The sequence below is a fragment of the Pseudomonas sp. PS01301 genome, assembly GCF_029960215.1.
GTDB classification, from domain to species: domain Bacteria; phylum Pseudomonadota; class Gammaproteobacteria; order Pseudomonadales; family Pseudomonadaceae; genus Aquipseudomonas; species Aquipseudomonas coleopterorum.
The window spans coordinates 20,489-45,049 of record NZ_JASCPM010000019.1; the positions used below are offsets into that span (position 1 = coordinate 20,489).

At 63.8% G+C, this 24,561-nt stretch carries 26 protein-coding genes and 1 pseudogene; 4 read left to right on the forward strand and 23 right to left on the reverse strand.

The genetic code is table 11. The features are described 5' to 3' along the window. Nucleotides 1-132 precede the first annotated feature (132 nt). The 12 genes from gspD to QMX89_RS12080 all read right to left on the reverse strand — a co-directional run bounded on the left by gspD (nt 133) and on the right by QMX89_RS12080 (nt 10,392). Nucleotides 133-2,409, reverse strand: coding sequence for a type II secretion system secretin GspD (gene gspD / locus QMX89_RS12025; RefSeq protein WP_282348340.1), 2,277 nt, complete (start codon nt 2,407-2,409; stop codon nt 133-135). Beyond that, complete coding sequence (locus tag QMX89_RS12030) at nt 2,406-2,921, reverse strand: general secretion pathway protein GspN (protein ID WP_282348341.1); 516 nt, start codon at nt 2,919-2,921, stop codon at nt 2,406-2,408. Before QMX89_RS12030 ends, gspD begins: the two co-directional genes overlap by 4 nt. Continuing rightward, on the reverse strand, nt 2,918-3,538 hold the full coding sequence (gene gspM, locus QMX89_RS12035) for a type II secretion system protein GspM (RefSeq protein WP_122743858.1): 621 nt from the start codon (nt 3,536-3,538) through the stop codon (nt 2,918-2,920). Before gspM ends, QMX89_RS12030 begins: the two co-directional genes overlap by 4 nt. After that, nucleotides 3,528-4,559 (reverse strand): type II secretion system protein GspL, encoded by a 1,032-nt coding sequence (locus QMX89_RS12040; protein ID WP_192000819.1) that lies wholly within the window; start codon nt 4,557-4,559, stop codon nt 3,528-3,530. Before QMX89_RS12040 ends, gspM begins: the two co-directional genes overlap by 11 nt. Continuing rightward, nucleotides 4,556-5,278: a type II secretion system protein GspK gene (locus QMX89_RS12045; RefSeq protein WP_282348346.1), complete on the reverse strand. Its 723-nt coding sequence runs from the start codon at nt 5,276-5,278 to the stop codon at nt 4,556-4,558. The genes QMX89_RS12040 and QMX89_RS12045 overlap by 4 nt, the downstream gene beginning before the upstream one ends. A 14-nt stretch (nt 5,279-5,292) precedes the next feature. Then, complete coding sequence (locus QMX89_RS12050) at nt 5,293-5,916, reverse strand: type II secretion system protein GspJ (RefSeq protein ID WP_282348348.1); 624 nt, start codon at nt 5,914-5,916, stop codon at nt 5,293-5,295. Next, on the reverse strand, nt 5,913-6,281 hold the full coding sequence (locus QMX89_RS12055) for a prepilin-type N-terminal cleavage/methylation domain-containing protein (protein WP_122743862.1): 369 nt from the start codon (nt 6,279-6,281) through the stop codon (nt 5,913-5,915). Before QMX89_RS12055 ends, QMX89_RS12050 begins: the two co-directional genes overlap by 4 nt. Continuing rightward, nucleotides 6,278-6,715, reverse strand: coding sequence for a type II secretion system protein (locus QMX89_RS12060; protein WP_282348350.1), 438 nt, complete (start codon nt 6,713-6,715; stop codon nt 6,278-6,280). Before QMX89_RS12060 ends, QMX89_RS12055 begins: the two co-directional genes overlap by 4 nt. A gap of 2 nt (nt 6,716-6,717) precedes the next feature. Next, nucleotides 6,718-7,143: a type II secretion system major pseudopilin GspG gene (gene gspG / locus QMX89_RS12065; protein WP_056844536.1), complete on the reverse strand. Its 426-nt coding sequence runs from the start codon at nt 7,141-7,143 to the stop codon at nt 6,718-6,720. A gap of 10 nt (nt 7,144-7,153) precedes the next feature. Further along, the gene (gene gspF, locus QMX89_RS12070) at nt 7,154-8,356 is read right to left on the reverse strand and encodes a type II secretion system inner membrane protein GspF (RefSeq protein WP_056844535.1); all 1,203 of its coding nucleotides are present in this window, start codon (nt 8,354-8,356) and stop codon (nt 7,154-7,156) included. A gap of 2 nt (nt 8,357-8,358) precedes the next feature. After that, complete coding sequence (gene gspE / locus QMX89_RS12075) at nt 8,359-10,083, reverse strand: type II secretion system ATPase GspE (RefSeq protein WP_282348351.1); 1,725 nt, start codon at nt 10,081-10,083, stop codon at nt 8,359-8,361. A 78-nt stretch (nt 10,084-10,161) separates the two neighbouring features. Beyond that, the gene (locus tag QMX89_RS12080; RefSeq protein WP_282348352.1) at nt 10,162-10,392 is read right to left on the reverse strand and encodes a hypothetical protein; all 231 of its coding nucleotides are present in this window, start codon (nt 10,390-10,392) and stop codon (nt 10,162-10,164) included. A 483-nt stretch (nt 10,393-10,875) separates the two neighbouring features. On the opposite strand from QMX89_RS12080, the gene QMX89_RS12085 reads away from it, so the two are divergent. After that, on the forward strand, nt 10,876-13,611 hold the full coding sequence (locus tag QMX89_RS12085; protein WP_282348353.1) for a glycoside hydrolase family 3 C-terminal domain-containing protein: 2,736 nt from the start codon (nt 10,876-10,878) through the stop codon (nt 13,609-13,611). A 141-nt stretch (nt 13,612-13,752) separates the two neighbouring features. Here the strand turns inward: QMX89_RS12085 and QMX89_RS12090 are convergent, their stop codons facing one another. Next, a complete protein-coding gene (locus tag QMX89_RS12090) occupies nt 13,753-14,397 on the reverse strand; it encodes a TetR/AcrR family transcriptional regulator (RefSeq protein ID WP_282348354.1) in 645 nt (214 codons plus the stop codon). 326 nt (nt 14,398-14,723) lie between these two features. Between QMX89_RS12090 and QMX89_RS12095 the strand changes: the two genes are divergently transcribed. Continuing rightward, a complete protein-coding gene (locus tag QMX89_RS12095) occupies nt 14,724-15,350 on the forward strand; it encodes a glutathione S-transferase (protein WP_282348355.1) in 627 nt (208 codons plus the stop codon). A gap of 12 nt (nt 15,351-15,362) precedes the next feature. On the opposite strand, the gene QMX89_RS12100 is transcribed toward QMX89_RS12095, so the two are convergent. The 3 genes from QMX89_RS12100 to QMX89_RS12110 are packed head-to-tail and all read right to left on the reverse strand — an operon-like array spanning nt 15,363 to nt 18,687. Beyond that, nucleotides 15,363-16,949 (reverse strand): M48 family metallopeptidase, encoded by a 1,587-nt coding sequence (locus QMX89_RS12100; RefSeq protein ID WP_282348356.1) that lies wholly within the window; start codon nt 16,947-16,949, stop codon nt 15,363-15,365. Nucleotides 16,950-16,957: 8 nt separating this feature from the next. Then, on the reverse strand, nt 16,958-17,317 hold the full coding sequence (locus tag QMX89_RS12105) for a hypothetical protein (protein WP_282348357.1): 360 nt from the start codon (nt 17,315-17,317) through the stop codon (nt 16,958-16,960). After that, complete coding sequence (locus tag QMX89_RS12110) at nt 17,314-18,687, reverse strand: CHASE2 domain-containing protein (protein WP_282348359.1); 1,374 nt, start codon at nt 18,685-18,687, stop codon at nt 17,314-17,316. The genes QMX89_RS12105 and QMX89_RS12110 overlap by 4 nt, the downstream gene beginning before the upstream one ends. A gap of 115 nt (nt 18,688-18,802) precedes the next feature. Between QMX89_RS12110 and QMX89_RS12115 the strand changes: the two are divergent. After that, nucleotides 18,803-18,901, forward strand: a pseudogene (locus QMX89_RS12115) (hypothetical protein); the annotation flags it as partial. A 32-nt stretch (nt 18,902-18,933) separates the two neighbouring features. Here QMX89_RS12115 and QMX89_RS12120 read toward each other — a convergent pair. The 7 genes from QMX89_RS12120 to QMX89_RS12150 all read right to left on the reverse strand — a co-directional run bounded on the left by QMX89_RS12120 (nt 18,934) and on the right by QMX89_RS12150 (nt 23,463). Next, nucleotides 18,934-19,191, reverse strand: coding sequence for a hypothetical protein (locus tag QMX89_RS12120; RefSeq protein ID WP_056844529.1), 258 nt, complete (start codon nt 19,189-19,191; stop codon nt 18,934-18,936). A gap of 9 nt (nt 19,192-19,200) precedes the next feature. Beyond that, nucleotides 19,201-19,437, reverse strand: a complete 237-nt coding sequence (locus QMX89_RS12125) for a colicin E3/pyocin S6 family cytotoxin (protein ID WP_282348360.1) — start codon at nt 19,435-19,437, stop codon at nt 19,201-19,203. 184 nt (nt 19,438-19,621) lie between these two features. Further along, entirely contained in the window at nt 19,622-19,897 is a 276-nt protein-coding gene (locus QMX89_RS12130) for a hypothetical protein (RefSeq protein WP_134722775.1), read from the reverse strand. 95 nt (nt 19,898-19,992) lie between these two features. Then, nucleotides 19,993-21,261, reverse strand: coding sequence for an FAD-binding oxidoreductase (locus tag QMX89_RS12135; RefSeq protein WP_282348397.1), 1,269 nt, complete (start codon nt 21,259-21,261; stop codon nt 19,993-19,995). Nucleotides 21,262-21,266: 5 nt separating this feature from the next. Next, a complete protein-coding gene (locus QMX89_RS12140; RefSeq protein ID WP_192000811.1) occupies nt 21,267-22,019 on the reverse strand; it encodes an amino acid ABC transporter ATP-binding protein in 753 nt (250 codons plus the stop codon). Further along, entirely contained in the window at nt 22,016-22,684 is a 669-nt protein-coding gene (ehuD, locus tag QMX89_RS12145) for an ectoine/hydroxyectoine ABC transporter permease subunit EhuD (RefSeq protein ID WP_049861617.1), read from the reverse strand. Before ehuD ends, QMX89_RS12140 begins: the two co-directional genes overlap by 4 nt. Before the next feature lie 14 nt (nt 22,685-22,698). Further along, a complete protein-coding gene (locus QMX89_RS12150) occupies nt 22,699-23,463 on the reverse strand; it encodes an ABC transporter substrate-binding protein (protein WP_056844526.1) in 765 nt (254 codons plus the stop codon). A 215-nt stretch (nt 23,464-23,678) separates the two neighbouring features. Between QMX89_RS12150 and QMX89_RS12155 the strand changes: the two genes are divergently transcribed. Beyond that, the gene (locus QMX89_RS12155) at nt 23,679-24,458 is read left to right on the forward strand and encodes an IclR family transcriptional regulator (protein WP_049861619.1); all 780 of its coding nucleotides are present in this window, start codon (nt 23,679-23,681) and stop codon (nt 24,456-24,458) included. The last annotated feature ends 103 nt before the right edge of the window (nt 24,459-24,561 follow it).

Here is a 24,561-nt window from a genome sequence, read left to right on the forward strand (position 1 = left end):
GCTGTACTGCAAACGGTCACAAATTGGCATCAGGGAAGCGTTTTATTGCAAAAACGCAGGGCCGCGCAGCACATTCTGCAGCGCGGTGGCAGCACGCCCGCCAGCCGGGCCGCCACCCGGCTGGTTGTGTTGCTACAGCGGTTTGATCAGCTGCAATTGCTGGCGGTAGTCGTCGGTCACCTGGCGTGCCTGACTGTTGCTGGTGACGACCCTGGGCGTGATCAGCACGATCAGCTCCGTGCGGTTCTTGCTCTTGCTGGTGTTGCCGAACAGCCAGCGCAAACCAGGCACCCGGCCCAGGTAGGGCACGGCCGAGACGGTATCGCTGTTGTCCTGCTTGATCAGTCCGCCGAGCAGCACCGTCTGCCCGCTCTGCACCGCGACCTGGGTGGACACCGAGCGCGTGGAAATCCGCGGGTTGCCATTGCTGTCCGCACTGCCGTTGTTGTCGGCATCGCTGACCTGCTGCTGGATGTCCATGTACACCAGGCCACCGGGATTGATCCGCGGCACCACGTCGAGAATCACCCCGGTCTGGATGTATTCCACACTGCTCAAGGTGGTGTCCGAGGTGTTGGTATTGACCGTGGTCTGGCTGATCGGGATGTTGTCGCCGACCTGGATCTGCGCCTGCTGATTGTTCATCACCACCAGCGAAGGCGCCGACAGCACCTGGGTACGGCCGCTGGTTTCCAGGGCATGCAAGGCAAACTGCAGGTTGCTGCTGACGAACGAGTAGAACAGCGAATCGGCGGCGCCCAGCCCGGCACCGCCGCCGCCCAGCGCGCCCTGGCTGCCTGCGGTGTTGGCCACGGTGGTGCTGCCGGAGTTACCCGCCAACCGGCCCAGGTACCACTGCACGCCAAGGTCCAGCTCGCCGCTGAGGCTGACTTCCAGGATGCGCGTCTCGATCTGCACCTGCATCGGCGCGTTGTCCAGGCGCTTGATCGCAGCTTCGATCTCGGCCCACTGCGCCGGACGGGTGCGGATCAGCAACTGGTTGCTGCTTTTTTGCGCCGTGATGCGAGTGCTTTCATCCAGGCTCTTGGCCGTACCCGATTCGGCCCCGGCGGTGCCGCCTTCCAGACCAGCCTCGTCGGTGGTTTCGTCCATACCTTCTTCGCCGCTGTCCTCCTCGCCGTCCTGCAACTGGCTCTGCAGGTTGCCGTTGCCCATGCCCTGGCCCTGACCCATGCCGCCCATACCGGTGGACGCAGTGCCGCCCATGCCGCCGTTGCCGTTGAGTGACGACAGCGAGCGCGTGCGCAGCCCCGGCGCCACCTTGGCGGCGCTGTCGTCCTTGATCTGGCCGTTGCCGTAGATCTGCCGCAGGTACTTGGCCAGGTCCGTGGCCTTCATGTTGCGCACGTCGTAGACGTACATCTGTGGCTCGTTACCGCCGCCTTCGTCGATGGTGTGAATCCAGTCGCCGACTTCGCTCAGGTATTGCGGCTGCGAGGAAATCGCCACCACCGAATTGGTCCGCTCGATGGGCAGGAAACGCACCATGCCTGCCAGCGGCATGCCGCTGTCGGGGCCGAACATCTTCTGCAGTTCGGGCATCAGCTCGCCCACGGTGGCACGTTGCAGGCCATAGACGCCGATGGACATGCCCTTGAGCCAATCCACATCGAAGGTGTCGATGGTGTCCTGGTAATTGGCCAGCTCATCCGGGGTACCCGCCAGGCTCAGCACGTTGCGCGCCGGGTCCACCAGCAGGAAGGCGTTGTCGCGGGCGAACGGCTTGAGCAGTTTCTGCATCTCGGTGGCCGAGATATAGCGCAGCGGGAACAGACGCGCCGACAGCCCGCTGGACGGCTTGGACACGGGCATTTGCGGGACCAGCTTGCCGGCCACGGCCTGGTTCGACGGCAGGATGACGTAGCGGTCGCCCTGGCGAATCATGGCGTTGTCGGTCCAGGACAGCAGGGTCTCCAGAATCGACAGCGCCTGCTGCTTGTTCACCGGTTGTGAGGTGGAAAAGCTGACGTTGCCCTTCACACCCTGGGCGATGCTGTAGTTCTCGTGCAGCAGGTCGCCCATCACGCTGTTGATCACCGCCTCGATGGGCTGGTCGGTGAAGTTGAACACGATGTCGCCACTGGTTTGCGCGGCCCCCTTGGGCATATTGGCCGCCGGCGCAGGGCCGCGGACGAACGTCTGATTGCCCCGTGTGATCTGACGGCGCGCGGCAGTAGTGGCCGCTGGCGTCGTCGGGCTTGCGGTGGCTGCAGGCGGATCGACCATCGCCGTGCGTTGCGAACCGGTGCCATTCAATGCTTCCTGCATCAGCGCCGGGTCGTTTTCGAAAGGCTCGGGGGTGGAGGCGCAGCCCGCAAGGGCGACGGCGGTGGCCAGGCACAGCAAGGGGCTGCGCAGACGGAAGAGCTCAGGGTAGCGATCGTTCATGGTGTGGTTACGTTTGGAAGGGTGATGGCGGGGGCCTTCGATGGCGGCGGAAGGCGTAGCACGGGAAGGCTCAGCTGTTGGCTCTGGCCCTGATGCAGGAAGGTGGCGGTTTGCGGCGTGACGCTGGTCAGCGTCCAGCCGTTGTCCAGCGTGCTGCCCACGGCCAGCTTGAGCGTGCGCTGGTTGGCCAGGCGCAGCAGCGCCCACTGGGCCTGACCGTCGATGATCACGCCGCTCAGGCGGATGCCGGCCAGGGAGGTGGCCTGGCTCTTGCCGGTGGCCGCATCGGGCTTGCGGTCGGGGCTGAACATCGATTGCTGCCAGGTCAGGGCCAAGGTGTTTTCAGGCAGCGCCGCCAGGCTGACGGGCTTGGCGGCGGGCGGTTGTTCATGGGGATGGCTGGCGGGCAGCCAGTCGACGGTCCGGCCGGCGCCCAGCAACAGGCTGCTGGCCACGCCGATCAGCACCGCCGCAGTCACCAGCAGGGTCAGGCCTGCGCTACCCAGCTTCATGTCGCAGGCTCCTTGGCCAGGGTTACCGGCGCCGGTTGCAGATAGCCGCGCAGCAGCAGGTGCACGCGCAGACGCCCCGCGCCGCCGACCGAGGGCGCCGTGCTGGTGCGGCGAACGCTCAGGTTGTCGACGAACAGGAAGGGCTGGCCGTATTCCAGATCCCGCAATAGTCGGGTCAGGGGTTCCAGCGCACACTCCAGGGTGAGGCTGACCTTGACTTGGCGGTACGGCTCGGCCGTGTCCTGCTCCGGGGTGATGGGCATGCGCTGGGTCACCTGGCAGCCTGGGCCTTGGTCGGCATGGGCCTTGACCAGGTCGAGGCTGCGTTGCATCAGGTCGGCGGCCACGGCGCTGGGGTCGGTGCCCGGCAGCAGGCTGCTGCGGCTGGACGGATCGCGCCGCGCGGCCTGCAGGCGCTGTTGCAGGTCATCGCGCTGGGCAAGTACGCCGGCGTAGCGTTGTTGCTGCTGGCGCAAGGTATCGGCCTGTTCTTCGATTGCGGCCAAGGGGTCCAGGAACCAGCTCTGCACCAACAGGTACCAGGCCAGCCACAGCACCGCGGCGAGGGCTATCCAGGCGGCGCCGCGGCGTTCGCGTGGCGTGAATTCACGGCGCATCGGCAGGCTCCTTGCGCATTTGGGCGCGCAGCGAAAAACGCTCTTTGGCGGTTTTTTCGTCGGGTTGGATGATGCCCTGGAATCGCGCATCGACCAGGGTCTGGCAGGCCTTGACCCGGGTGATCAAGGTGCTGGCCTTGGCGCTCTGCCCGCTGATGGACAGTGTGCCGTCTTCGGCGATTTCCAACTGCTCGATCCAGGTGTCGGCACCCAGGCAACCGGTCAGGTCCACGAGCACGCTGGTCAGGGTCGGCTTTGCGGCTTTCTGCTGCGCCAGATAGCGCGCAGCGCCCTGGGTATTGGCCAGCTCCTGACGCAACGCCTGCACTTGCTGCACCTGCTCGCGCTGGGCGGCCACGCTGTCCTGCATGCTGGCCAGGCGGTCGCTGCGGGCGTCCAGCCACAGCAGCATGCAGGCCAGGGTCAAGGCAACGCACCCCAGCGCCAGGTAGCGGGTCAGGCGGTAATGTCCGGAGCGAGGGGGGCGGCGATCCGCCGGCAACAGGTCGACGCCCAGAGGCTGGCCGGCACGGTCCAGGCCGTCCACGGCCACGAACGTCAGGCCACGGTCGCGACACTGATCCAGCATCTGCGTCAGACGCTCCTGCACGATGGCCACCAGCAACACCTGCGCCTGGGTCTTGCCCCGGCTTTGCAGACGCGCCACGTAGTGCATGCGCTCGCGGGGGAAGGGCGTGTACTTGTCCAGCTCGAAACCCACCACGCTGTGCAGGTCGCGAATGGCTGCCAAGGGCAATTGCAGGGTCTGGGCCATCACCGTGTCGGCGGGCAGCAGCAGCACCAGGCGCTCGCCCGGAGCGCTGTCGAGAGGCTCTGACAAGGGCCAGCGAATCGAGCGCTCGCTCACCTGCGGCAGCAACCGATCGCGCCAGCGGGCGGGCAGCGACTGGCGCAATTCGTGCAGCCATGCCCGCCACAGCCCAGGGCCCGGCGAGGCGCGCCACTGGCTGTGCAAGCGTGCCTGCAGCGGCGCCAGGCGTTGTGTGAGTCGTTGCTTCATTCTTGCCAGCGCAGGACCCGGTAAGGTCGTGCCCCCTCCTTCGATGGGTTGAGTAACAGGGTGACGCGCAGCGTCGTGGTGTAACCACCCGGCAGCGTCGCCTGGCTGCGGATCGTGACGATCGGCCCGGCGTCTTCGCCCACCGGCCCGCCCTGTGGCAGGTCCAGTGCGCGGCGCAGCCATGGCGCCGCCAAGCGTGGTTCGGGGCTCGGCAGGCCGCTCCACAGGGTCAGGTAAGGCGCAGCGCGCCGGTACAGCGACTGGTCCATGCCCGGTATCGCGCGCAGCTCTTCGAGCATGCGCAACGGTGCGTGGCCATCGCCCCGGCGCTGTTCCAGCGCTCGGGCCAGCTGGCGCGCCTGCTCGGCGCTGGCGCCGGCGGCCTGCAATAGCCGCGCGATCTGTTCGGCGGAACCGGCGTTGAGGTCCAGCTTGCCTTGCTCGCTGCGCAGGCTGACCGCCAGTTGCGCACCGTCGAAGCTCAAGGCGTGGGCTTGCCCATCGGCCAGCCAGTGCCGTTGCGGATCGCGCTGCAGTTGCGCCACCACCGCCATGCCCACACCCGCTTCGGCGGCCAGCAACGCCTGGGTATGCTGGCGTTGCCACAGCGCCTGGCGGTTCTGCAGGTGCACCCAGCCCACCAGGCCGGCCAGCAGGGCGCTGAGCAATGCCAGCACCCACAGCACCAGCAGCAATGCCACGCCGCGCTGACGACGCATCCCAGGTCGCGCTGTCACAGCGCACCGGCCTCGCCGGACAGGTCCAGACGCAGGTTCACGCTTTGCAGCGGCCAAGGCACCGGCCCCGCCAGCCGGACGGCGATGCGTACCCCGCGCGGCAAGCGGCTGGGCCATGGCCAGTGATCCAGCCAGCCGGTGGGCTGGCCTTGCGGCGTCAGGCCGCGATAGCTCAACTGCAGCGCCTGCACCCGATGCAGCAACACCTGTGGCTCGCCGTGAGGTTGCAAGGCCTGCCCTTGCAACCGTGCCAGCGTGAGCTGCAAGCGCTGGCCCACCCGTTCCAGACTGTGGCGATACACGCCGCCTCCCAGGCTGGGCGACAGCGGTGCATAGAAACGCATGTGCTGTCCGTCGCCCTCGAAAATCGCCTCGGCAGGCTGCCCTTCCAGCGCGCTCTGCCCGGCACCCGCCGCCAGCGGCAGGGCCTGCCCCAGCGCCGTGCGCAGAAAGTTCTGGCTGGCGCGTACTTCGTCCAGGGCCATGCTGTAGCGCTCGGCCTTGGCCATGGCGCGGTTGGCGCCCAGGATGGCGCCTGCGATCAGGCTCAGCAGCACGCCCAACAGGCTCAATACCACCAGCACTTCGAGCAGGGTGAAACCATGGCTGCGCGCTTTCATCGATTGGCGCCACTGGCGCGGCTGCGCACCTGCAGCGTGCTGTATTCAGCCTGGCGGGCACCCTGACCGACGCGTAGATCCAGGCGCCAGACGTCTACCGGCGCCTCACCGGCGGGCAGGGCGCTGATGGCCAGCCGCCAAGGCAGGCCACTCCAGCGCCCTTCGGTGCTGCCTGCCTGCAATTGGCCCGCGCTGGCTTCGTCAAGAATCGAGCGCGCCGCCAGGCTCAGCTCATCACTGCGCTGGGCCTGCTGCAGGGCGCGGGCGCTGTTGCCGAAAGCCATTACCAGCACGGTGCTGCACAGCGCCAGTATCAGCAGCGCCGCGAGCATTTCCAGCAGGGTGAAACCGCGCTGGCCGATCAATTGAGGCTGCGCAACTGAACGTTGCCGGTCAGCCAGTTGATGTCCACGCGCCAGCGTTTGTCATCGCGTGCCAGCAGCAGGTGCCCACCGCTGGCGCCGCCATTGGGGTAGAACTCGAAGGCCGGCCCGAGCCCGTCGGCGGTCTGCAACTGCACGTGCATATCACCGGGCAATTGCCGGACCGGCTCGCGCGGCCCCTGGAAACGCCCGGCGTTCAGGTCGAAGCGGGTCCGCGCCGGCTGGCCGGTGACGATGGCCTGCACCCTGGCGGCCCGCAGCGACTGCACCACTTCACTCAGCGCGCGCCGCTCGCTGGCCGCGTGCAGGCCACGGCCGACGCCGAAGCCGACCAGCCCGATGGCGATGCCGATCAGCACGATCACCACCAGCAGTTCGAACAGGGTGAAGCCACGGTGGCTACGCGGGCGGTTCATGCTTACTGCCAGTTGCCGATGTCGGCCTTGTAGCCGTCACCGCCGGGCTGGCCGTCCTGGCCGAGGAAAATCAGGTCGAAGCTGCCATGCTCGCCGGGGTAGCGGTAGGCGAAGGCGTGGCCGAACGGATCCTTGAGGTCCGACGGCTTGGCATAGGGACCGGCCCAGCCGACGGCGTTGGCCGGCTTGCTGACCAACTGCTGCAGATTCGCCGGCGGCGAGCCGACGTCCAGGCCGTAGCTCTCGATTTTCATTCCAAGGCTGGCGAGTTGGGCCTTGCCGGCGCCGTACTTGCCCTTGTCGACATTGCCGCCGACCTGGCGCACCACAATGGTGGCGACGATGCCCAGCAGGACGATCACCGCGAGCATTTCCAACAGGGTGAAACCGCCCTGGCGGGTGCCGCGGGCAGAGTTGAATCGGGACATCGCAGTTTCCTCAAATGTTACTGGTAAGACTCATCAGCGGCAGCATGATGGCGAGCATGATCACCGCCACCATCACCGCCATCACCACGGTCAGGCTGGGCACCAGGGCGGCCAGCAAGCGGTCGATGCCACGCTTGGCCTCGACGTCGAATACGTCGGCCACCTTGAGCAGCATGGTGTCGAGGTTGCCGGACTGTTCGCCCACCTCGATCATCTGCAAGGCCAGCTCCGGCAGCAGCGGCTGCTCACCGAAGGCCTGCGCCAAAGTGCCGCCGCCCTTGACCCATTGCGTGGCCTGTTCCACCTGTTCGCGCAGGGCATGGTTGCCGCACACCTGGCGCACGATGGTCATGGCTTGCAGCAAGGCCACGCCGTTGTTCAGCAAGGTGCCCAGGGTTCGCGCCAGCCGCGCGACTTCGATACGTTGCAGCAACGGGCCCAGCACCTTGACCGACAGCACGCGACGGTCGTGTCGCTGGCGCCGCTGCGGATTGCGTCGCGCCACGGCAACACCCCAGACCAGCGCCACCAGGGCGGCGAGCAGGAGCAGCCCATAGCCGCTCAGAAATTCACCCAGGCCAAGGATCGCCTGGGTGATCAGAGGAATGGGCACGCCCAGGTCGCGGAAGATGGGCACGAACTGCGGCACCACATAGGCCAGCAGCAAGGCCAGCGAGCCGAGCACGCCGACCACCAGGAAAATCGGATAGATCAGCGCGTTGATCACTTCGCCACGCACTTTCTGGCTGCGCTCCAGGTAGTCGGCCAACTGGTGCAGGGTGTGCTCCAGCGAGCCGCCTGCTTCCCCGGCGCGCACCATGCTCAGGTAAAGACTGGAGAACTGTCCGTGTTCCTCTTCCAGCGCCTGGCTCAACGGCTTGCCGGCCTTGACCTGCTCGCGCACACGCTCCAGCAGGGCCCGGCGCCGAGGTTCGCCAGCCTGTTTCAACAGGATGCCCAACGAACGCTCCAGCGGTTGCCCCGCCCCGAGCAGCGTTGCCAGTTGCTGGGTAAAGCCAACCAGCGCGGCGGCATTCATGGCACCGCGCTGGCGCGTACCGCCAAGGCTGGCCTGGACATCGCTGTCCAGGCTCAGCAGCAACAGCCCACGCTGTTGCAGTACCCGTGCGGCGGCATCGCGATCGCTGGCTTCCAGGCTGCCTTGACGGCTGCTGCCGTCGGCGTCCACTGCCCGGTACTTGAAATAGGCCATGATCAGTCGCCGCGCGTGACGCGCAGCACCTCTTCGAGTGAGGTGATACCGGCCACCGCCTGGCGCAAACCTTCTTCATACAAGGTACGCAGGCCACCGCGGCGCGCGGCCTGTTCGAGGGTGGCGGCATCGGCCTGACGCATGAGCAGCGAGCGCAGCTCTTCGTTCATGACCAGCAACTCGGTGATGGCGCTACGGCCGTGGTAACCGCCGCCGGGCAGTTCGCTGGCGGGTCGGTAGAGCATGATCGGGCGCTGCGCAGTGAAGCGCTCCAGCCCATGCTCGGCGATCAGTTCGGGCGGTGCCTCGAACGGCACACGGGTCAGCGGGTCGAGCCGGCGGACCAGGCGCTGGGCCAGAATGCCCTTGACGGTGGACGCGATCAGGTAGCTTTCCACGCCCATGTCCAGCAGGCGGGTGATGCTGGCCGCGGCGCTGTTGGTGTGCAGCGTCGACAGCACCAGGTGGCCGGTGAGCGAGGACTGGATGGCGATGCGGCAGGTTTCCAGGTCGCGCATCTCACCGATCATGATGACGTCCGGGTCCTGGCGCACGATGGAGCGCAGAGCCCCTGCGAAATCCAGACCGATGCTGGGTTTGACCTGAATCTGGTTGATGCCTTCGAGCTGGTACTCCACCGGGTCTTCGACGGTGATGATCTTGCGCTCGGCGGTGTTGAGCCGCGACAGGGCGGTGTACAAGGTGGTGGTCTTGCCCGAACCGGTGGGGCCGGTCACCAGCAGAATGCCGTGGGGATTCTCAAGCACGTCCAGGAACGTGCTCAGCCGCTCGCCATCCATGCCCAGGCTGGGAAAGTCGAAGCTCACGGTCTGGCGATCGAGCAGACGCATCACCACCGATTCGCCGAAGCTGGTGGGCACGGTGCTGACCCTCAGGTCCAGCTCCTTGCCCTGGATGCGCAGCATGATGCGGCCGTCCTGAGGCAGGCGGCGTTCGGCGATATCCAGGCGCGCCATGATCTTGAGGCGCGAGATGATCGCCGCCGACGAGGTCGATGGCGGGGCCTCAGCCTCGTGCAGCACGCCGTCGATGCGATAGCGCACCTTGAGCTGGCTCTCGAAAGGCTCGATGTGAATGTCCGAGGCCCGCTGCTCCACTGCGCGTTGCAGGATCAGGTTGACCAGGCGGATCACCGGCGCTTCCGACGCCAGGTCGCGCAGGTGCTCGATATCGTCTTCGGCACCGCTGTGCTCGTCGAGGGTTTCTATCAACGAACCCATGGCCGACCGCCCCTGGCCATAGAGCTTCTCGATCAGGGCGTCGACCTCACTGGCGGCCCCCACCGACACATACACCGGTTTTTCACAGGCGTAGCGCAATGCCTGCAAGGCATAGTCGTCGCCCGGGTTGGCGGCCAGTACATGAATGCCGTCGCCATGGATGCCCAGCGGCACCAGACGGTAATGACGCAGAAACCGCTCGTTGACGGTGGGCAAGGGCTCTTCGCAAAGCTGCACGGCGTCGGCCAGCAGCAAAGGCGCCTGCAAGGTCGCGGCCCACGCCTTGGCCAGGTCCAGTTCGGACACCAGCCCCAGGCGGGTCAGCAATTCCACCAGCGTGCTGCCTTCCGATTCCTGCGCCAACCACCGTGCCCGCTCCAGGTCGCTGGCCTTGAGGTGGCCATTGTCCAACAGCCAGGCACACACCTGCTCGACACCCTGTGTCGGCAAGTAATGGCTATCGATGGGGGCGACGGATAAAGACACGGTGGTGTACTTCAAATGATCAGGGGCCACTTTCGAGGCCCCTGAGGTGTAATGACTACAGTAACTAAGCGCGCTGCGTTAGTTTGCCGCAGGCTTGCTCTGCTCGGTGGGGCGGCCACGCTGGTTTTCATCGGACTGCTTTTGCTGCTTCTGTTGTTTCTTCTCCACTTTGACGTTCTTTTCCTGTGTCATGACCGTGGAGTCGCTGACGCCTTGAGCGTTTTGTTCAGTGCTGGATTCGGCTGCGAAAGTGGTGCCGGCAGCAACAAGAGTGAACGCGGCAATAGTGCCCAGTAGTGGCAATTTCATTTCAAGCATCTCCAAGGTTTGTATCGAGCCCGTCCGCCTCAGCGGATTGAAGCTCGCGATCGTTTGCCGAGTTTCGCTCAAAATGGCCGCTGTACGAGCGTTTTTGAGGGTCGATCGACAAAAATGCTAAACCTACAGACCGGAAGGTTTAGTGATGGTTCCCCATGTGTAACAAAAAAATACCGAGAAAATACTAAAACCGCCGAAGTTCACCTTTTCGTTTGACTTCGTTTGTAAACAATTGTCTTAATTTAAAGGCGCGGGCACGTCTCGTGATAATTACTGGCAACTTGCCATTCACCTTAGTTATCCAGGGAAATATCGCCTCAGAACTATCGTAAGTCGAAGTGCCACTAGCGGTGATCTTCCGTGCTTCCTATGAAGTTGCGGTATAGGCCCACTATTGCCTGAAATAAAGGCGTGCAGCACATCGACTGCGACAAATGAGCGCGGGGGTACCTGATACTTGGAGATCGTCTTCACATGCTAAATCGGAAAACCTTGGGTGCTCATTCGGCCCTGGCCCTGCTGAGCCTGGCCGTCGGCCATGCCAATGCATCGACGACCATCAGTCCGAAACAACTCGCCGCCAATGAGCTGCGCGCCGACAAGGCCGCCGAACGAACCCTGGCCAAGATGACCCAGGAAGAAAAACTGGCCTACATCGGCGGTATCGGCGGTTGGGACGTCAAGCCACTGACCCAGTACGGCGTGCCGCAGATCCACGGTGCCGACGGCGGTGCAGGCATTCGCTACACCAGCGAAGGCAACGATCCGGGCGTGGTCTACCCTTCGGGACCGAACCTGGCGGCAACCTTCAACCCGCAGCGCGCCATCGACTTCGGTCGCGCCCTGGGCTACGACACCGCCACCGGCGGCTACCAGTTCGTCACCGGCCCGGGCATGAACCTCTATCGCATGCCGTGGAGTGGTCGTGCCTTCGAATACCTCTCCGGTGAAGACCCGTTCCTGGGCGCGAGCCTGGCCCCGGCGGTGGTCAACGGTATCCAGCAGCGTGGCGTGTGGGCCGAAGCCAAGCACTACGCAGGCAACGACCAAGAGACCAACCGTTTCATCCTCGACCAGGCGATGCCCGAGCGCGTGCTGCGCGAGCTGACGCTGCCGGCGTTCGAGTCCTCGGTGAAGAACAGCACCGTGGCCATGATGATGTGCTCGTTCCAGAAGGTGAACGGCGAGTACGCCTGTGAAAGCAAGCACCTGATCGCCGATATCCTGAAGAAGGAATGGCGCTACAAGGGGCTGGTGCAGAGCGACTACAACGCCGTGGTGCACGGCCTGCCAGCGGCCCAGGCCGGTACCGACCTCGACATGATGGGCGGCCAGATGAACAGCACGGTGCTCAAGCCGTACCTGGACAGCGGCGAGCTGGACATGACGACCATCGACGACAAGGTCCGCCGCATCCTCAAGAACATCTACCTGTACAAGTTCGACAAGATCGACCCGCAGACCACCCACGACATGAACAGCGCCGCCAGCAACAAGGTCGCACTGAACATCGCCCGCGAAGGCATCGTGCTGCTCAAGAACCAGAACGACGTATTGCCGCTGGACAAGGCCAAGGTCAAGCGCATCGCCGTGGTCGGCAACCTGGCCAAGTACGCGCCGCCTACCGGTTTCGGCAGCGCCCACGTCGACGCCACGCACTACATCAGCGAGCTCAGCGGCCTGCAGCAGATGGCGCCGAACGCCAAGGTCGAGTTCCTCGACAGCTTGTCGCTGGATCCGGCGGCGTCCCAGTGGACCACCACCGACAGCAAGGGCAATACGGTCAAGGGCATGAAGACCGAGTTCTTCACCAACGCCAACTGGTCCGGCGATCCCTCGGCCACCCGTATCGACAGCCACGTCGACATGGACTGGTCCACCGACGATATCCCTAGCAACGGTGATACGGCCAACACCTCGATCCGCTGGAGTGGCCAGGTCACCCCGACCATCAGCGGCGAGCAAGTGTTCAAGGTCCGCGCCGACGGTGCGGTGCGCGTGTGGGTCGACGGCAAGAAGATCATCGACAACGGCGACGGTGAAAACATCACCAACAAGAGCATTCCGCCGACCATTCCCGAGTCCGGCAAGATCACCCTGGAAGCCGGCAAGACCTACGACGTGAAGCTCGAGTATTCGCGCCGTGATGGCTACCTTTCGACCATGGGCGGCCTGGTGGGCGTGCAGATGGCCTGGGCCTCGCTGGCCGCGCCGCAAGACCTGTCCCAGTACGATGCCGTGGTGGTTGCCGTCGGCAACAGCAGCGAATACGAAGGCGAAGGGTTCGACCACAGCTTCGACCTGCCCGAGTATCAGAACGAGCTGATCCAGAACATCGCCAAGGTCAACCCGCGCACGCTGGTGGCGATGCACGGTGGTACCGCGCTGAAGATGAGCGACTGGATCGACCAGGTCCCGGCCGCGCTGCATGCCTTCTACCCAGGCCAGAACGGCGGCCAGGCCTTGGCCGAGATCCTGTTCGGCAAGGTCAACCCGTCGGGCAAACTGCCGATCAGCATCGAGCGCAACATCGAAGACAACCCGCTGTACGCGGATTTCCCGAACTTCGACAACACCCGCACGCTCAAGAACCTGAGCTACAAGAACGACCTGACCATGCTCGGTTACCGTGGTTACGACAAGACCGGCACCAAGCCGCTGTTTGCCTTCGGCCATGGCCTGTCGTACACCCAGTTCACCTACAACAACATCTCGGTGACCCCGGGTGTGGCGGTAGGCAACACGCCGATCAAGGTCTCCTTCGACCTGACCAACAGCGGCCAACGCGCCGGTGCCGAAGTGGCCGAGCTGTACGTCGGCCAGCAGCATCCGAAGGTGGAGCGCGCCGTCAAGGAGCTCAAGGGCTACAAGAAGGTCTTCCTGCGGCCGGGTGAAACCCGTCGTGTCACCATCGAGCTCAACGATCGCTCGCTGGCGTACTTCGACGAGAAGAGCAAGCAGTGGGTCGTCGATGCCGACACCTTCGATATCAGCCTGGGTGCAGCGTCCGATGACATTCGTCTGAAGGGCCGCTTGGTCAATCCGTTCCGTCAGGAACTGTCGACCACCACCAGCAACCCACTGCCACGTTCGGCGTTGAAGTCGACCAAGGTATCCCAGTCGCACGACAACACCGGCGGTGTGTTCGAGCAAACCGAGAGCGAGAACGAATCGAGCGGAAACAGCGAGTACGAAAACGCCGCTTACTAAGTGAAACCGACGCGGCTTGCACCGCTGCCACAGAGGATCGCAACACCCCTGTAGCAGCGGCGCAAGCCGCGTCAGCGCTTGATGCAACCTGCCTGTCGCACCGCAACACACCGGGACGCGGCTCGCGCCGCTGCTACAGGGTCAGGCCGAGGGGGCTCGGATATCACGTTCTACTTGAGCTATATAACTGTCGAACCGTTCCACCAGATCGACAGTCTCCGGAAACCGCAGCCACTGCAACTGCAAGCCATCCATCATCGCCAGCAACTGGTGAATCAGCGCATCCAGGTCCACATCCCCACGCACTTCGCCAATGGCCACCAGATGATCGAGGCGTGTGCGCATGCGTCCGTGAATGGCCGCATAGCGTGACTGGAACCACTCCCAGCCCGGATGACTGTCCACCAGGCTTTCGGCATTGAGCATGCTGAAGGCGCGGATCACACCCGGCGCAGTCGCATTGGAACGGTTGATCTGCTGCAGACCCCCCAGAAAACTGCTCAGCGTCAGCTCGGTCTGCAAGGCGTCGCTGATCTTCTGATTGACCTCGTCCCGGCGCGCCAGCACGCCCATCAGCAATGCAACCTTGTTGGGAAAGTGGTGCAGCACGCCGGCCACCGAGATCCCCACCCGGTCGGCGATCCGGGCGATCGACGCACCGCTGTAGCCTTCCAGGGAAAACAGCTGCAACGCCGCATCGAGCAATTCCTCGCGGCGCTTCTCGCCTTTGGGCGCGCGGCGAGTGCGGGGGGCGATGTCAGGGGTACTGTCGGTCATGTCTGTCATGGGCACATCCTGTGTGGGGTATTTCCTGTGTCAGGTGCTTCCTGACATGGAGCATCCTGCGGGGGGTGAGGGTCAGTTCGAGCAAACGCGGTTTCTAGCAAACCTAATGCAGATGACCTGCGCCCTGCAATGGTGCGCCAGGTGCAAGGCACGTTCAGATGTGTCAGCGACGAGCGACATTAAGTTCAGAGAATCCCGCCGCCGCACCGTTGAACCGGGTCGGCACTCTCTCGATTGGCACTTACTCGATTGGCACCTACTTGATTGGCACTCTGGCCGATGCGCAGGGTCACCTGCTTACCTCTTCAACAAAACAGGTTCGACCCATGATCACCGTTCACCACCTGAACAACTCCCGCTCGCAACGCATCATCTGGCTGCTGGAAGAGCTGGGCGTGCCCTACGAGATCAAGCGCTACGAGCGCGATGCGAAAACCAATCTCGCGCCCGCCGAGCTCAAGGCCGTTCATCCATTGGGCAAATCGCCGATGATCCAGGACGGTCCGCATACCATCATCGAGTCCGGCGCCATCGTCGATTATTTGATCCGTCGTCATGGCCATGGCACGCTGCAACCTGATCCGGCCAGCGCCACCTACGACGAATACGTGCAATGGCTGCACTTCGCCGAAGGCTCGGCGATGCTGCCGCTGATGCTCAATCTGTACGTGGGCCGTCTGGGCGCCGCTGGCGCGCCGCTGCATCCACGTATCGAATCGGAGTTGGAGAACTACCTGGGCTATCTGAATACCGCCCTCAGCCTGACCCCTTACCTGGTGGGCGAAGAGCTGACCGGCGCCGACGTGCAGATGAGCTTCGTCGGCGAACTGGCCAAGGCCCAGGGCAAGCTGGATGCCTATCCGCACCTGTCGGCCTGGGTCGAACGCCTGCAGGCGCGCCCGGCTTACCAGAAAGCGATCGAGCAGGGCGGCGAGTACAAGTTCGCCAAGTGACCGCAGCCCGCGTCAGGCCGGCAGCAGCTTCTTGCAGCCGTCCTTGCGCGTCGGGTACTGCGTGCACTTGCGCGCCAGTTCCTTGACCTGCGCATCGTCCTTGAGCTGTTGGTTCGCCGCCAGCTTCTCGGTGATGAACAGCTCCTCGGAACCCAGCGTGCGTTCGGCCTGAGCGATCATCGCCAAGGCCGCATGCGGATCCTTGTTGAGCAGATGATGGGCAATCATCAGGTCATACAATTCGGGGCTGGCCAATGACCAGTCCTTGATCGCCTGCAATGCCTGCAACGCTTCCCGGCGCTTGCCCTCGGCCATCTCCACACTGAACTGCGCACGGCGAATACCCGGCTGGTCGCGCACCGGCGAGGCCAACGCACGTTCGCTGAACAGGCGAGCTTCCCGCACCTGTCGCTGTTCCAGGGCCACCGTGGCGGCGTAGGCATCCTTGTACGCCTGCAACGACGGCGCGACGGCATTGGAGGCGCGCAGCTGCTGCCAGCCATCCGCATTCACCCGTGCGCGGCGTTGGCCGTCGTACTGCCGTTGCAGGTACTGACGCAGTTCGGTATCGCGATCCAGCGGCGACATGTGCGAGCGCTGAAAATATTGACCTGCGGCGCTAATGCCGGTGGTCAGGCCCTGATTGAGGGTGACCCCAACCTCCTTGACCAGGCGATCGACCTGCAGATTTTTCACCGACTCCTGCAGGGCGTCCTTGCGCGCCGTGGCAAAGCTGGCGAGCAGGGATTGCTGCTTGCCCTGGAAGTCGCTCAGGCGTTGCAGGCTGTGGCTGGCCGCCCGCGGCGCGTAGCCAGCCTTGATCATCAGGTCGGCGCCCAGCAGATCGGCCTGATCTTCCTGGGTGCGGCCCCAGGCGGTGCTCCAGATGTTCTCCGAAAAACTGTTGATCAAGGCGGTGTACAGCACCGTATTGCCGACGGTCTTCTGGGTGCGCTGGGGGTCCTTGCTGACGAACTTCAACGTGTCCGAGCGATGATCGACCCGGGTATCGGCGACCTTGGCCGCGAGCACGATCGAGGTCGCCACGTTGGTCAGCATGGCGTTCTGCTGTTGGAAGGCCGCGCGTCGGTCGTGGTGGTGCAACAGTACATGGCTCATTTCATGGCCCAGCATCGCGGCGATTTCATCTTCGCTCTGGACGTTGTCGAGCATGCCCAGCGGCACGAACAGATTGCCGAACGGATCGGCCGAAGGACCGAAGCCGTAGCTGTCGATCACCTTGACCTGCAAGGCCGGCAGCTCGCCGGGCCAACCCTTGCCCAGGCGGGTGACGATGCCTTGCAGATACGCCTGCAAGGGCGGAATCAGCACCACGTTGTGCTGACGAATCTCGCCCGCCGGGATGGCCATGCCGTCGTAGCTCAAGCGCTGCGCCGTGACCCGCTGCGGGTCGAGCTTGTAGTACTGGCGCACGTCGGCGGTATCCAGGTAGCGACCCTGGACCTGGGACTGGGTCGAAGGCCCGACCAGATTCATGAAGGCCGCATCGGCACCCTTGAGCGTGCCGCAGCCGGCAAGCAGCAGGCAGGCCATGGCGCCGAATGCCAGGCCGATGCCATGACCGCGCGGGTGTGTCATTGGCCGGATCATGGCTTGTTGCAGCCTGCACCGAAGCCTATGGTCGAGGCATTGCGGGTGTCGGCTTTCTGGCTGTTGGACAGACGCTCGCATGGCGTGGTGACGATCTTGCCTTCACTCAAGCGCAGGTCCATGGTGTCCAGCCAGACCTTGCGTCCGCCGAGTTCGACCTGCACCAGCTCCAGGTTCGGATTGCTTTCCAGCACCGGTAGCGGCGGCTTGGGCGCGTCCTTGAGGGCCAGCGTACCCTGGGATTTGCCGTGCGCATCGAGCAGCGTCAGCGGATCCGCCTCGAAAGCCTCCACGGTGGCGGCAAACACGCCAGGGCTGCACAGCGCAGCCAATAGCAGAAAAGTGGTTCTGGTCATCCTTGAGTTCCTTTGAGAAGTGAAATACGGACGCGCCTGCGTCGAGCGAAGCCGCGCAGAAGCGACCGCCATTGCCGCCTGACAAACTGGCTGATCGGCTCTGCAATGATGGAAAGGGACAGCAGGGCGATGGCCAGCACGTTGGCCGGACTGATGTTGTTCCTCCACAGCCCCCAGCACATCGCAGCCAGCGCCACCTGGACGACGGCCCACCAGAACAGCGGTGCGCGCCAGCTTCGGGCCCGGCGATGACGGCGCCGTCGGTACCAAGCGCGCAAGCCGACGATGACAATGACAAAACCCAGTTGCACCAGGTCCAGCCAACTGATCGACAGCCAGGCGTAAGGCTGCGGATCGCGTTGGTACCCATCGTGGTAGGTCACCAGGTTGTCCAGCGCCATGGCGTGCAGGTACACCCCCGGCAGCAGGCCGTGCACCGGCGTTTGGGCCAGGTCACCGGCCGACGTGATCTCGGCACCCACCAGCACCAGCTTGTCGCCGAGCATCTGCCGCAACAGCGCGCGATCCTCCGGCGAATTGGCTTCCAGGGCACTGGCCTTGAGCGTGAGGGTGTAGGCGCAGCTGGCTGGGGCGCTGTCGCCGAACTTCCAGAAGATCGCCTGCCACAGCTGGATGTACCAGGCAGTGTCGTCAATCGAACAGTCCGCCACCGAGGTAGACCGCGCTTGCAGGGGCGACAGCGTCGTTCCCCAGCGCAGCGCCATGGGTGGGCGTTGCGCGGCCTCGGCGGCATCCACCGGCAGCCCGGCACAGTCACGGTCGCGGCAGAACTCGCGGTACAGGCCCAGCGCTGGCGTTTCGAGCAGTCCTTGGGAAGTCTCGACGGCCAGCGGGTACCTGTCGCCAACATCGCTCCACTTGACCAGGGCGCGACGGGTCATTCCATCCAGCGAGTCCAGGGCATTGGCCTGGCCGTCGACGCCGCGCCGGTCGCCGGTATTGGCCAGCAGCAGCGCGATGCCTTGTTCCCGATAGCGCTCGAAGACATTCACCAGCAGTTGGCTGCCGTTGTCGGCATCATTCGGTGCATGGTCGTGGCTGTACATCAAGTCCAAGAACACCGCCCGTGGCTTGTAGGCGAGCAGGCGTTTGAACAACTGGCTTTGCTGCGCATAGGGCAGGGGCCAGAAGGTGGCGTTGTGCATGAGGTAGGCGTCGTCGATCAGCACCACGACCACCTGCTGTTGACCGGTGTCCGGGTAGCTGCTGGCGGTGATGCGATTGATCCACTGCGAAGACGCAGCATCGCTGGCACTGGACAGCCCGAAAGGATCGAGCAGTGCAATGCAGCCTATGACCAGGCCGAGCAACACTTGCCCCAGCCAGAAGCGAAAATAATTAGCCTTCATCCGTGGCCTGATAGCGATTCCTTGTGTGTCGGCTTTGTAAAGGAAGTGGACAGATGATGTCAAGGCGATGGCAGGTAGCGCTGAGTGCGGCTGAATGGGGTTATTCTTTAATTCCCTTGCCAAACTCATGCACCGCGTCGGCGCGATCAAGAACAAACCGGCCTCCTGGCAGGATTACTTCTTCAAGGACGCCAAGCCGTTGCAGGGGAGTTGAGATCTGATGCCCTATGCCCCTAACGCCGACGTTCATGCATGTGGCATGACGTTTTCATTGGCCTGCTGAGCAAGCTGGTATTCAAGGGAGGTGCCAAATTTATGGGCGCTGACCACATGGGGCAGAATTGCTGGGCTGATAGCCCAGCGCTGATATTCGCTCCACGTCATACCCAGATAGTCGTGCAGTTCTATTTGGGTGCCCGCCCGACCTTCATGCCAGGCTTCGATGAACCTGTCGATCTCGTCTTCGCGCGCGTTCCCCTCGATGCAAAGTTCTACGAAGGTCATGTCTACCTCTCAACTGGTTCTGATTCGTCGGCCACGAACTGCGGGCTTCAGTAACCGTCCTGTTTCTGGACACACCGAGCCCAGATGAAACCCACGCCGGTCGAACACCTCGAACTCGCCATGCAACGAATCCCAAGAATAGTATCGCTGAGCTATTGGATCAAAGTAGACCTTCCTGCCTGCTTCAACAAAGGCGACTCTGAAGCCGCTGACGATTGACGGATCTGGCTTCGGCTTGCCTGCCATTGAACACTCCCTGTCTCGGTCCCATGGTGCAGCAGCACGGGCAACGGGCGGAACTATAGCGGTGAGTGCTGTAACCAGTGGCTGGCGGCTTCAGGCCAATGGTTTCAAGATGTACGTCGCGCTGCCCAGAAATAAAAAAAGCCCCGTCCATCACTGGCGGGGCCTGGGTCGATCGCGCTGCGAATTACTTCTTCTCGGGCGCCTTGATCTCGTCCGGTACGTCCGAGGACAGCGCCTGATGGCGGTCTTCGGTCACGCGCTTTTCGCGGGCCTTGTCGTGTTCTTCGGCGGCTTCGGCTTTTTCCTCGGCGGCTTGCTCAGGCTTGCCCTCGGCTTGCTTCTGGGCGGCGGCTTCGGTGTGCTCGTTGGCTTTCTGCACGTGGTCTTCGGACGTCTTGTCACAGGCCGCCAGGCCCAGGGCAGAAATCATCAGCAGAGCGAGGGAAAGTTTCTTGGGCATGGGACGCAACCATTGTTCTGAATGAATCCCTTTGAAACCGGCGCACGGCGATTGGTTCACCGCCAACGCCGGGCGCGACGCTCTGCCGCAGGCCATCAGCTCACGTTCAGGCGATCCAGCAGGCTGTACCAGGCCACGCCGGCGCCGATGTAGAAACGTTGCAGCCCGTGCATCGGCAGCTTTTGCAGAGGGCTGACCGGATAGGCGAAGTCGGCCTGGCTGTCGCACAGGCTGGTCGCCAGTTGCTGCCCCAGGCTGGTACACAGGGCAATGCCACGGCCGTTGCAGCCCAGCGCCAACGTCAGGCCCGGCGCGGGTTGATGCACATGCGGCATGAAGTCCCGGGTGATGGCGATGCGTCCGGCCCAGCGGTACTCGAAATCCAGCCTGCCCAACTGCGGAAACAGCAAGGCCAGCGAGCGTTCCAGATGAGCGAAATCCTGGGGTGCACCGGGGTCGGCGAAGGTGCCGCGGCCGCCCATCAGCAGGCGCCCATGGCTGTCCTTGCGAAAGTACAGCAACAGCCGCTGCGCCGTGGACACCGTCTCCTGTCCGGGCAGAATGCTCTGAGCTGCAGCGCCCTGCAGCGGGCGGGTGGCGACGATGAAGCTGTTAGCCGCCAGGACGCTTTGCGCCATGCCCGGCCACAAGCCATCGCTGTAACCGTTGGTGGCGAGCACTACTTGGGGTGCCTTGACCATGTGGCCGCTGGCGGTCTGCACCTGCCAGCCCGACGCGACCGGCTGCAACCCGATCACCGGGCTCTGCCCATGAATGCTGGCGCCGGCCGCCTGGGCTGCCCTTACCAGCCCACGGGCATAAGCCAACGGTTGAATGGCGCCGGCACGGCCATCCAGCCAGCCCCCGGCAAATGCCTGGCTCCCCATGCGCGCCGCCACGTCGGCGGCATCCAGGCACTGCACCGGCACCCCGCGACGTTCCCACTGCGCGGCCCGCGCGTGCAGGCCCGCCACGCCCTTGTGCGAATAGGACACCTGCATCCACCCCTTGCGCACGGCAGCGCACTCAATGCCATGGCGATCGATCAGGTCGAACACCAGGTCGGCCGAGCGCGACACGGTGTCGATCAACGGTTCCGCCACGGCCGCACCGTACAGCCGCACCAGTTCGTCCGGGTCATGCTTCAAGGTCGGGTTGACCTGCCCGCCGTTACGTCCCGATGCACCCCAGCCCGGCTCCCGTGCTTCCAGCACGCACACGCTGACACCACGCTCGGCCAGGTGCAGGGCAGTGGACAAGCCGGTGTACCCGGCACCGACGATCACCACATCGTACGTGCCCGATTCGCGCAGTGGCGGTGTCACCCGCGCAGGCGGCGCGGTCGCGGCCCACAGTGAAGGCACGTCGATCATGGCTGGCTCCGCGTGCTGGTGGTCGGATGCAACACCCGACGCAGGAAATCCTGGGTACGTGGATGTTGCGGATTGCCCAGCACTTCTTCGGCCGGTCCGGTTTCCACCAGGTAACCACCGTGCAGAAAGCACACGCGGTCGGCGACTTCCCGGGCAAAGCCCATCTCGTGAGTGACGACGATCATGGTCATGCCCTCGTCGGCCAAGGTGCGCATCACCTGCAGCACATCGCCCACCAACTCCGGGTCCAGCGCCGAGGTCGGTTCATCGAACAGCATCGCCTCGGGCTTCATCGCCAGCGCGCGGGCAATCGCCACGCGTTGCTGCTGGCCACCGGACAACTGTTCCGGATAGGCATCGGCCTTCTCTGCCAGTCCGACCTTGTCGAGCAATGCCAGTGCCTCGCGGCGCACCTGCGCGGCTGGCTCGTTTTTTACGTAGAGCGGCCCCTCCATCACGTTTTCCAACACGGTGCGATGGGGGAACAGATTGAAACGCTGGAACACCATGCCCATGCGGCTGCGCAGGGTATGCACCGTCTTGCTGCCGCGCTGCACGGTTTCGCCGAAAGCCAGGATCGAGCCGCCTTCATAGGTTTCCAGCGCATTGATGCAGCGCAGCAAGGTCGACTTGCCCGACCCCGACGGGCCGATCAGGCACACCACTTCGCCTTTCTGCACCTGTAGATCGACCCCGTGCAGCACGCGGTGGTCGCCATAGTTCTTCTGCAGTCCACTGATCTGGATCATGCCTTTTTCCTCCGGCTCAGACGCTGCTCCATGCGCCGCAACCCGTACACCAGCGGCAGGCTCATCAGCAGGTATAGCAAGGCCACCAGGGTGTAGACGGTCATGTTCTGGAACGTCGACGAGGCGATGAGCTGGCCCTGGCGGGTCATTTCGGCCACGGTGATGGTCGACACCAGCGACGAGTCCTTGAGCATCATCACCAACGTGTTGCCGTAGGGCGGCAGCGCGATGCGAAACGCCTGGGGCAGGATCACCCGGCGCATCATCATGAACGAACGCATGCCCAAGGCTTCCGACGCCTCGCGCTGGCCCTGGTCCACGGCAATGATGCCGGTGCGAAAGTTCTCCGCCTGATAGGCCGAGTAGGCGATGCCCATGCCGATCACCCCGGCCTGGAAGGCCGTCAGGTGAATGCCCATGTCTGGCAGCACGAAATAGATGTAGAACAGCTGCACGATGATCGGCAGCCCACGGATCACGTTGATCACCGTGCTCGCCGCCCACGACAGCGCGCGGATCGGCGACAGCTTGAGCAGCGCCAGCACCAGCCCGATCGCGCTGCTGAGCAGGAACGACAGCACCGTGATCTGGATGGTCACCCACGCGCCCTGAAGCAGAATCGGCAGGAAGTCCTGCGCGTTCTGCAAGAAGTCAGCAAGCTTCATGGTCGCTCCTCAGCCTACACGCCCCACTTCTGCACGATGCCCTGCAGCGTACCGTTGGCCTTGATGGTGTCGATGGCCTTGTTCAGGCGCTCCAGGGTTTCGCTGTCACCCTTGCGCACCACGAAGCACACATCGCCTACCTTGGCCGCCTTGTAGTCGGCAGCCAGCTTCACCCCTTTGAAAGTGTTCTGGCGAATCTGGTAGGCGACGATCGGCTGATCGGCCACGGCCGCCTTGATGCGGCCCAGGGACAGGTCGCGGACCATCTCGGCGATCGAATCGTAGGTGCGCACTTCCTTGAAGATGCCCATCTTGTTGACCAGGTCGTAGAACGCGGTGCCCGCCTGGGCGCCGATCACTTCACCCTTCAACGCCGCCAGGTCGGGGTAGGCGGTGTTGTCGTCGGCACTGACGATCAGGCCTTCGCCGTAGGAATAGACCGGCGCGCTGAAGTCCACCACCTTGGCCCGCTCGTCGGTCTTGAGCATCCCCGCGGAAATGAAGTCCAGCTTGCCCGAGGTCAGGGACGGGATCAGCGCCGCGAAGTTGGTCTGCTCCATCTGCGTGCCGAAGCCACCGGCTTCACCGACCGCCTTGGCGATATCCACCATCATCCCCTGAATACTGTTGCTCTTGATGTCCAGGAAGGTGAAGGGCGAACCCGTGGCGGTTGCACCAACTTTGTACAGCGGTGCCTCGGCGGCGTGCACGAGGGATGCACCAAGGGTCAGGCAGATACCGAACGCGAAACGGCGAAACAGAGGGGAGAGGCTGTTCATCGGGTCACTCCAGAAGGGATCGGAAGGTAGAGACCGCCAGGCGGACATGACCGAGGTCGCAAGCTCTATGCCATTTCATACCGAAATAATCGATTTTCAGTGACAGGAAATCGATAAACATAACATTCGTATCGGTATCCGATTTTCAGGCGCGTAAATTGCTGTCTCTTTGCTGTTGTCCGGGTCCATTCGCCGAATATTGCCTTGAGGCTCTCATGTCCGAAGATCGCAACAGCCTGTTCAATCAATCCCTGGAAAAAGGCCTGGCCGTGCTGCGAACATTCAGCGCCAAGCGCCGCAGCATGAGCCTGGCAGAGATCGCCGAAGCCTCGCACATGACCAAAAGCTCGGCCCAGCGCATGGTCTTTACCCTGGAAAGCCTGGGTTACCTTCGGAAACACTCGCGCACCCGACATTACCAGCTGACACCCCATGTGCTGGAACTGGGCTTCAGCTACCTCGATGCCCATTCCCTGATCGAAGTCGGCAACCCGTTCCTGGCCGAACTCACCCGACTCACTGGCGAGACCGCCTGCCTGACCGAACCCACCGGCGTGGAAATGACCTACATCGCGCGCTTCGTCAGCGCCCGTTTCGTACCCGTGCACATGCCCATCGGCAGCCGCGTGCCGATGTACTGCACCGGCTCCGGCCGCGCCTACCTCAGCGCCCTGCCCGAAGCCGAAGCCCTGGCCCTGGTGCAAAGCAGCACCCGCGTTGCCCACACCCCGCACACCCACACCGAGGTGGACGACATCATGGCCTCGCTGCAAACGGTGCGTGACTGCGGCTATGCCGTGAACACCCAGGAACTCTTTCTGGGCGACATGACCATCGCCGCCCCCGTCATCGGCGGCAACGGCCGGCCCGTAGCCGCCGTCCACGTGGTAGCCCCCACCAGCCGCTGGACCCGCGCCGACGCCGAAAACCAACTGGCACCGGCCTTGATGCAGTGCGTGCAGGTGTTGAGCAATTCGGCGCGGAGTTTGGGGTAGGGGGAAATAGAGACGTGGTTGTCCGAATATCGCCAAATTGACGATACTGAGCCTTGTAGTGACTGGATCAGGCTGCCGAGGCTTTAGGCGTGAGCGCTCGCAG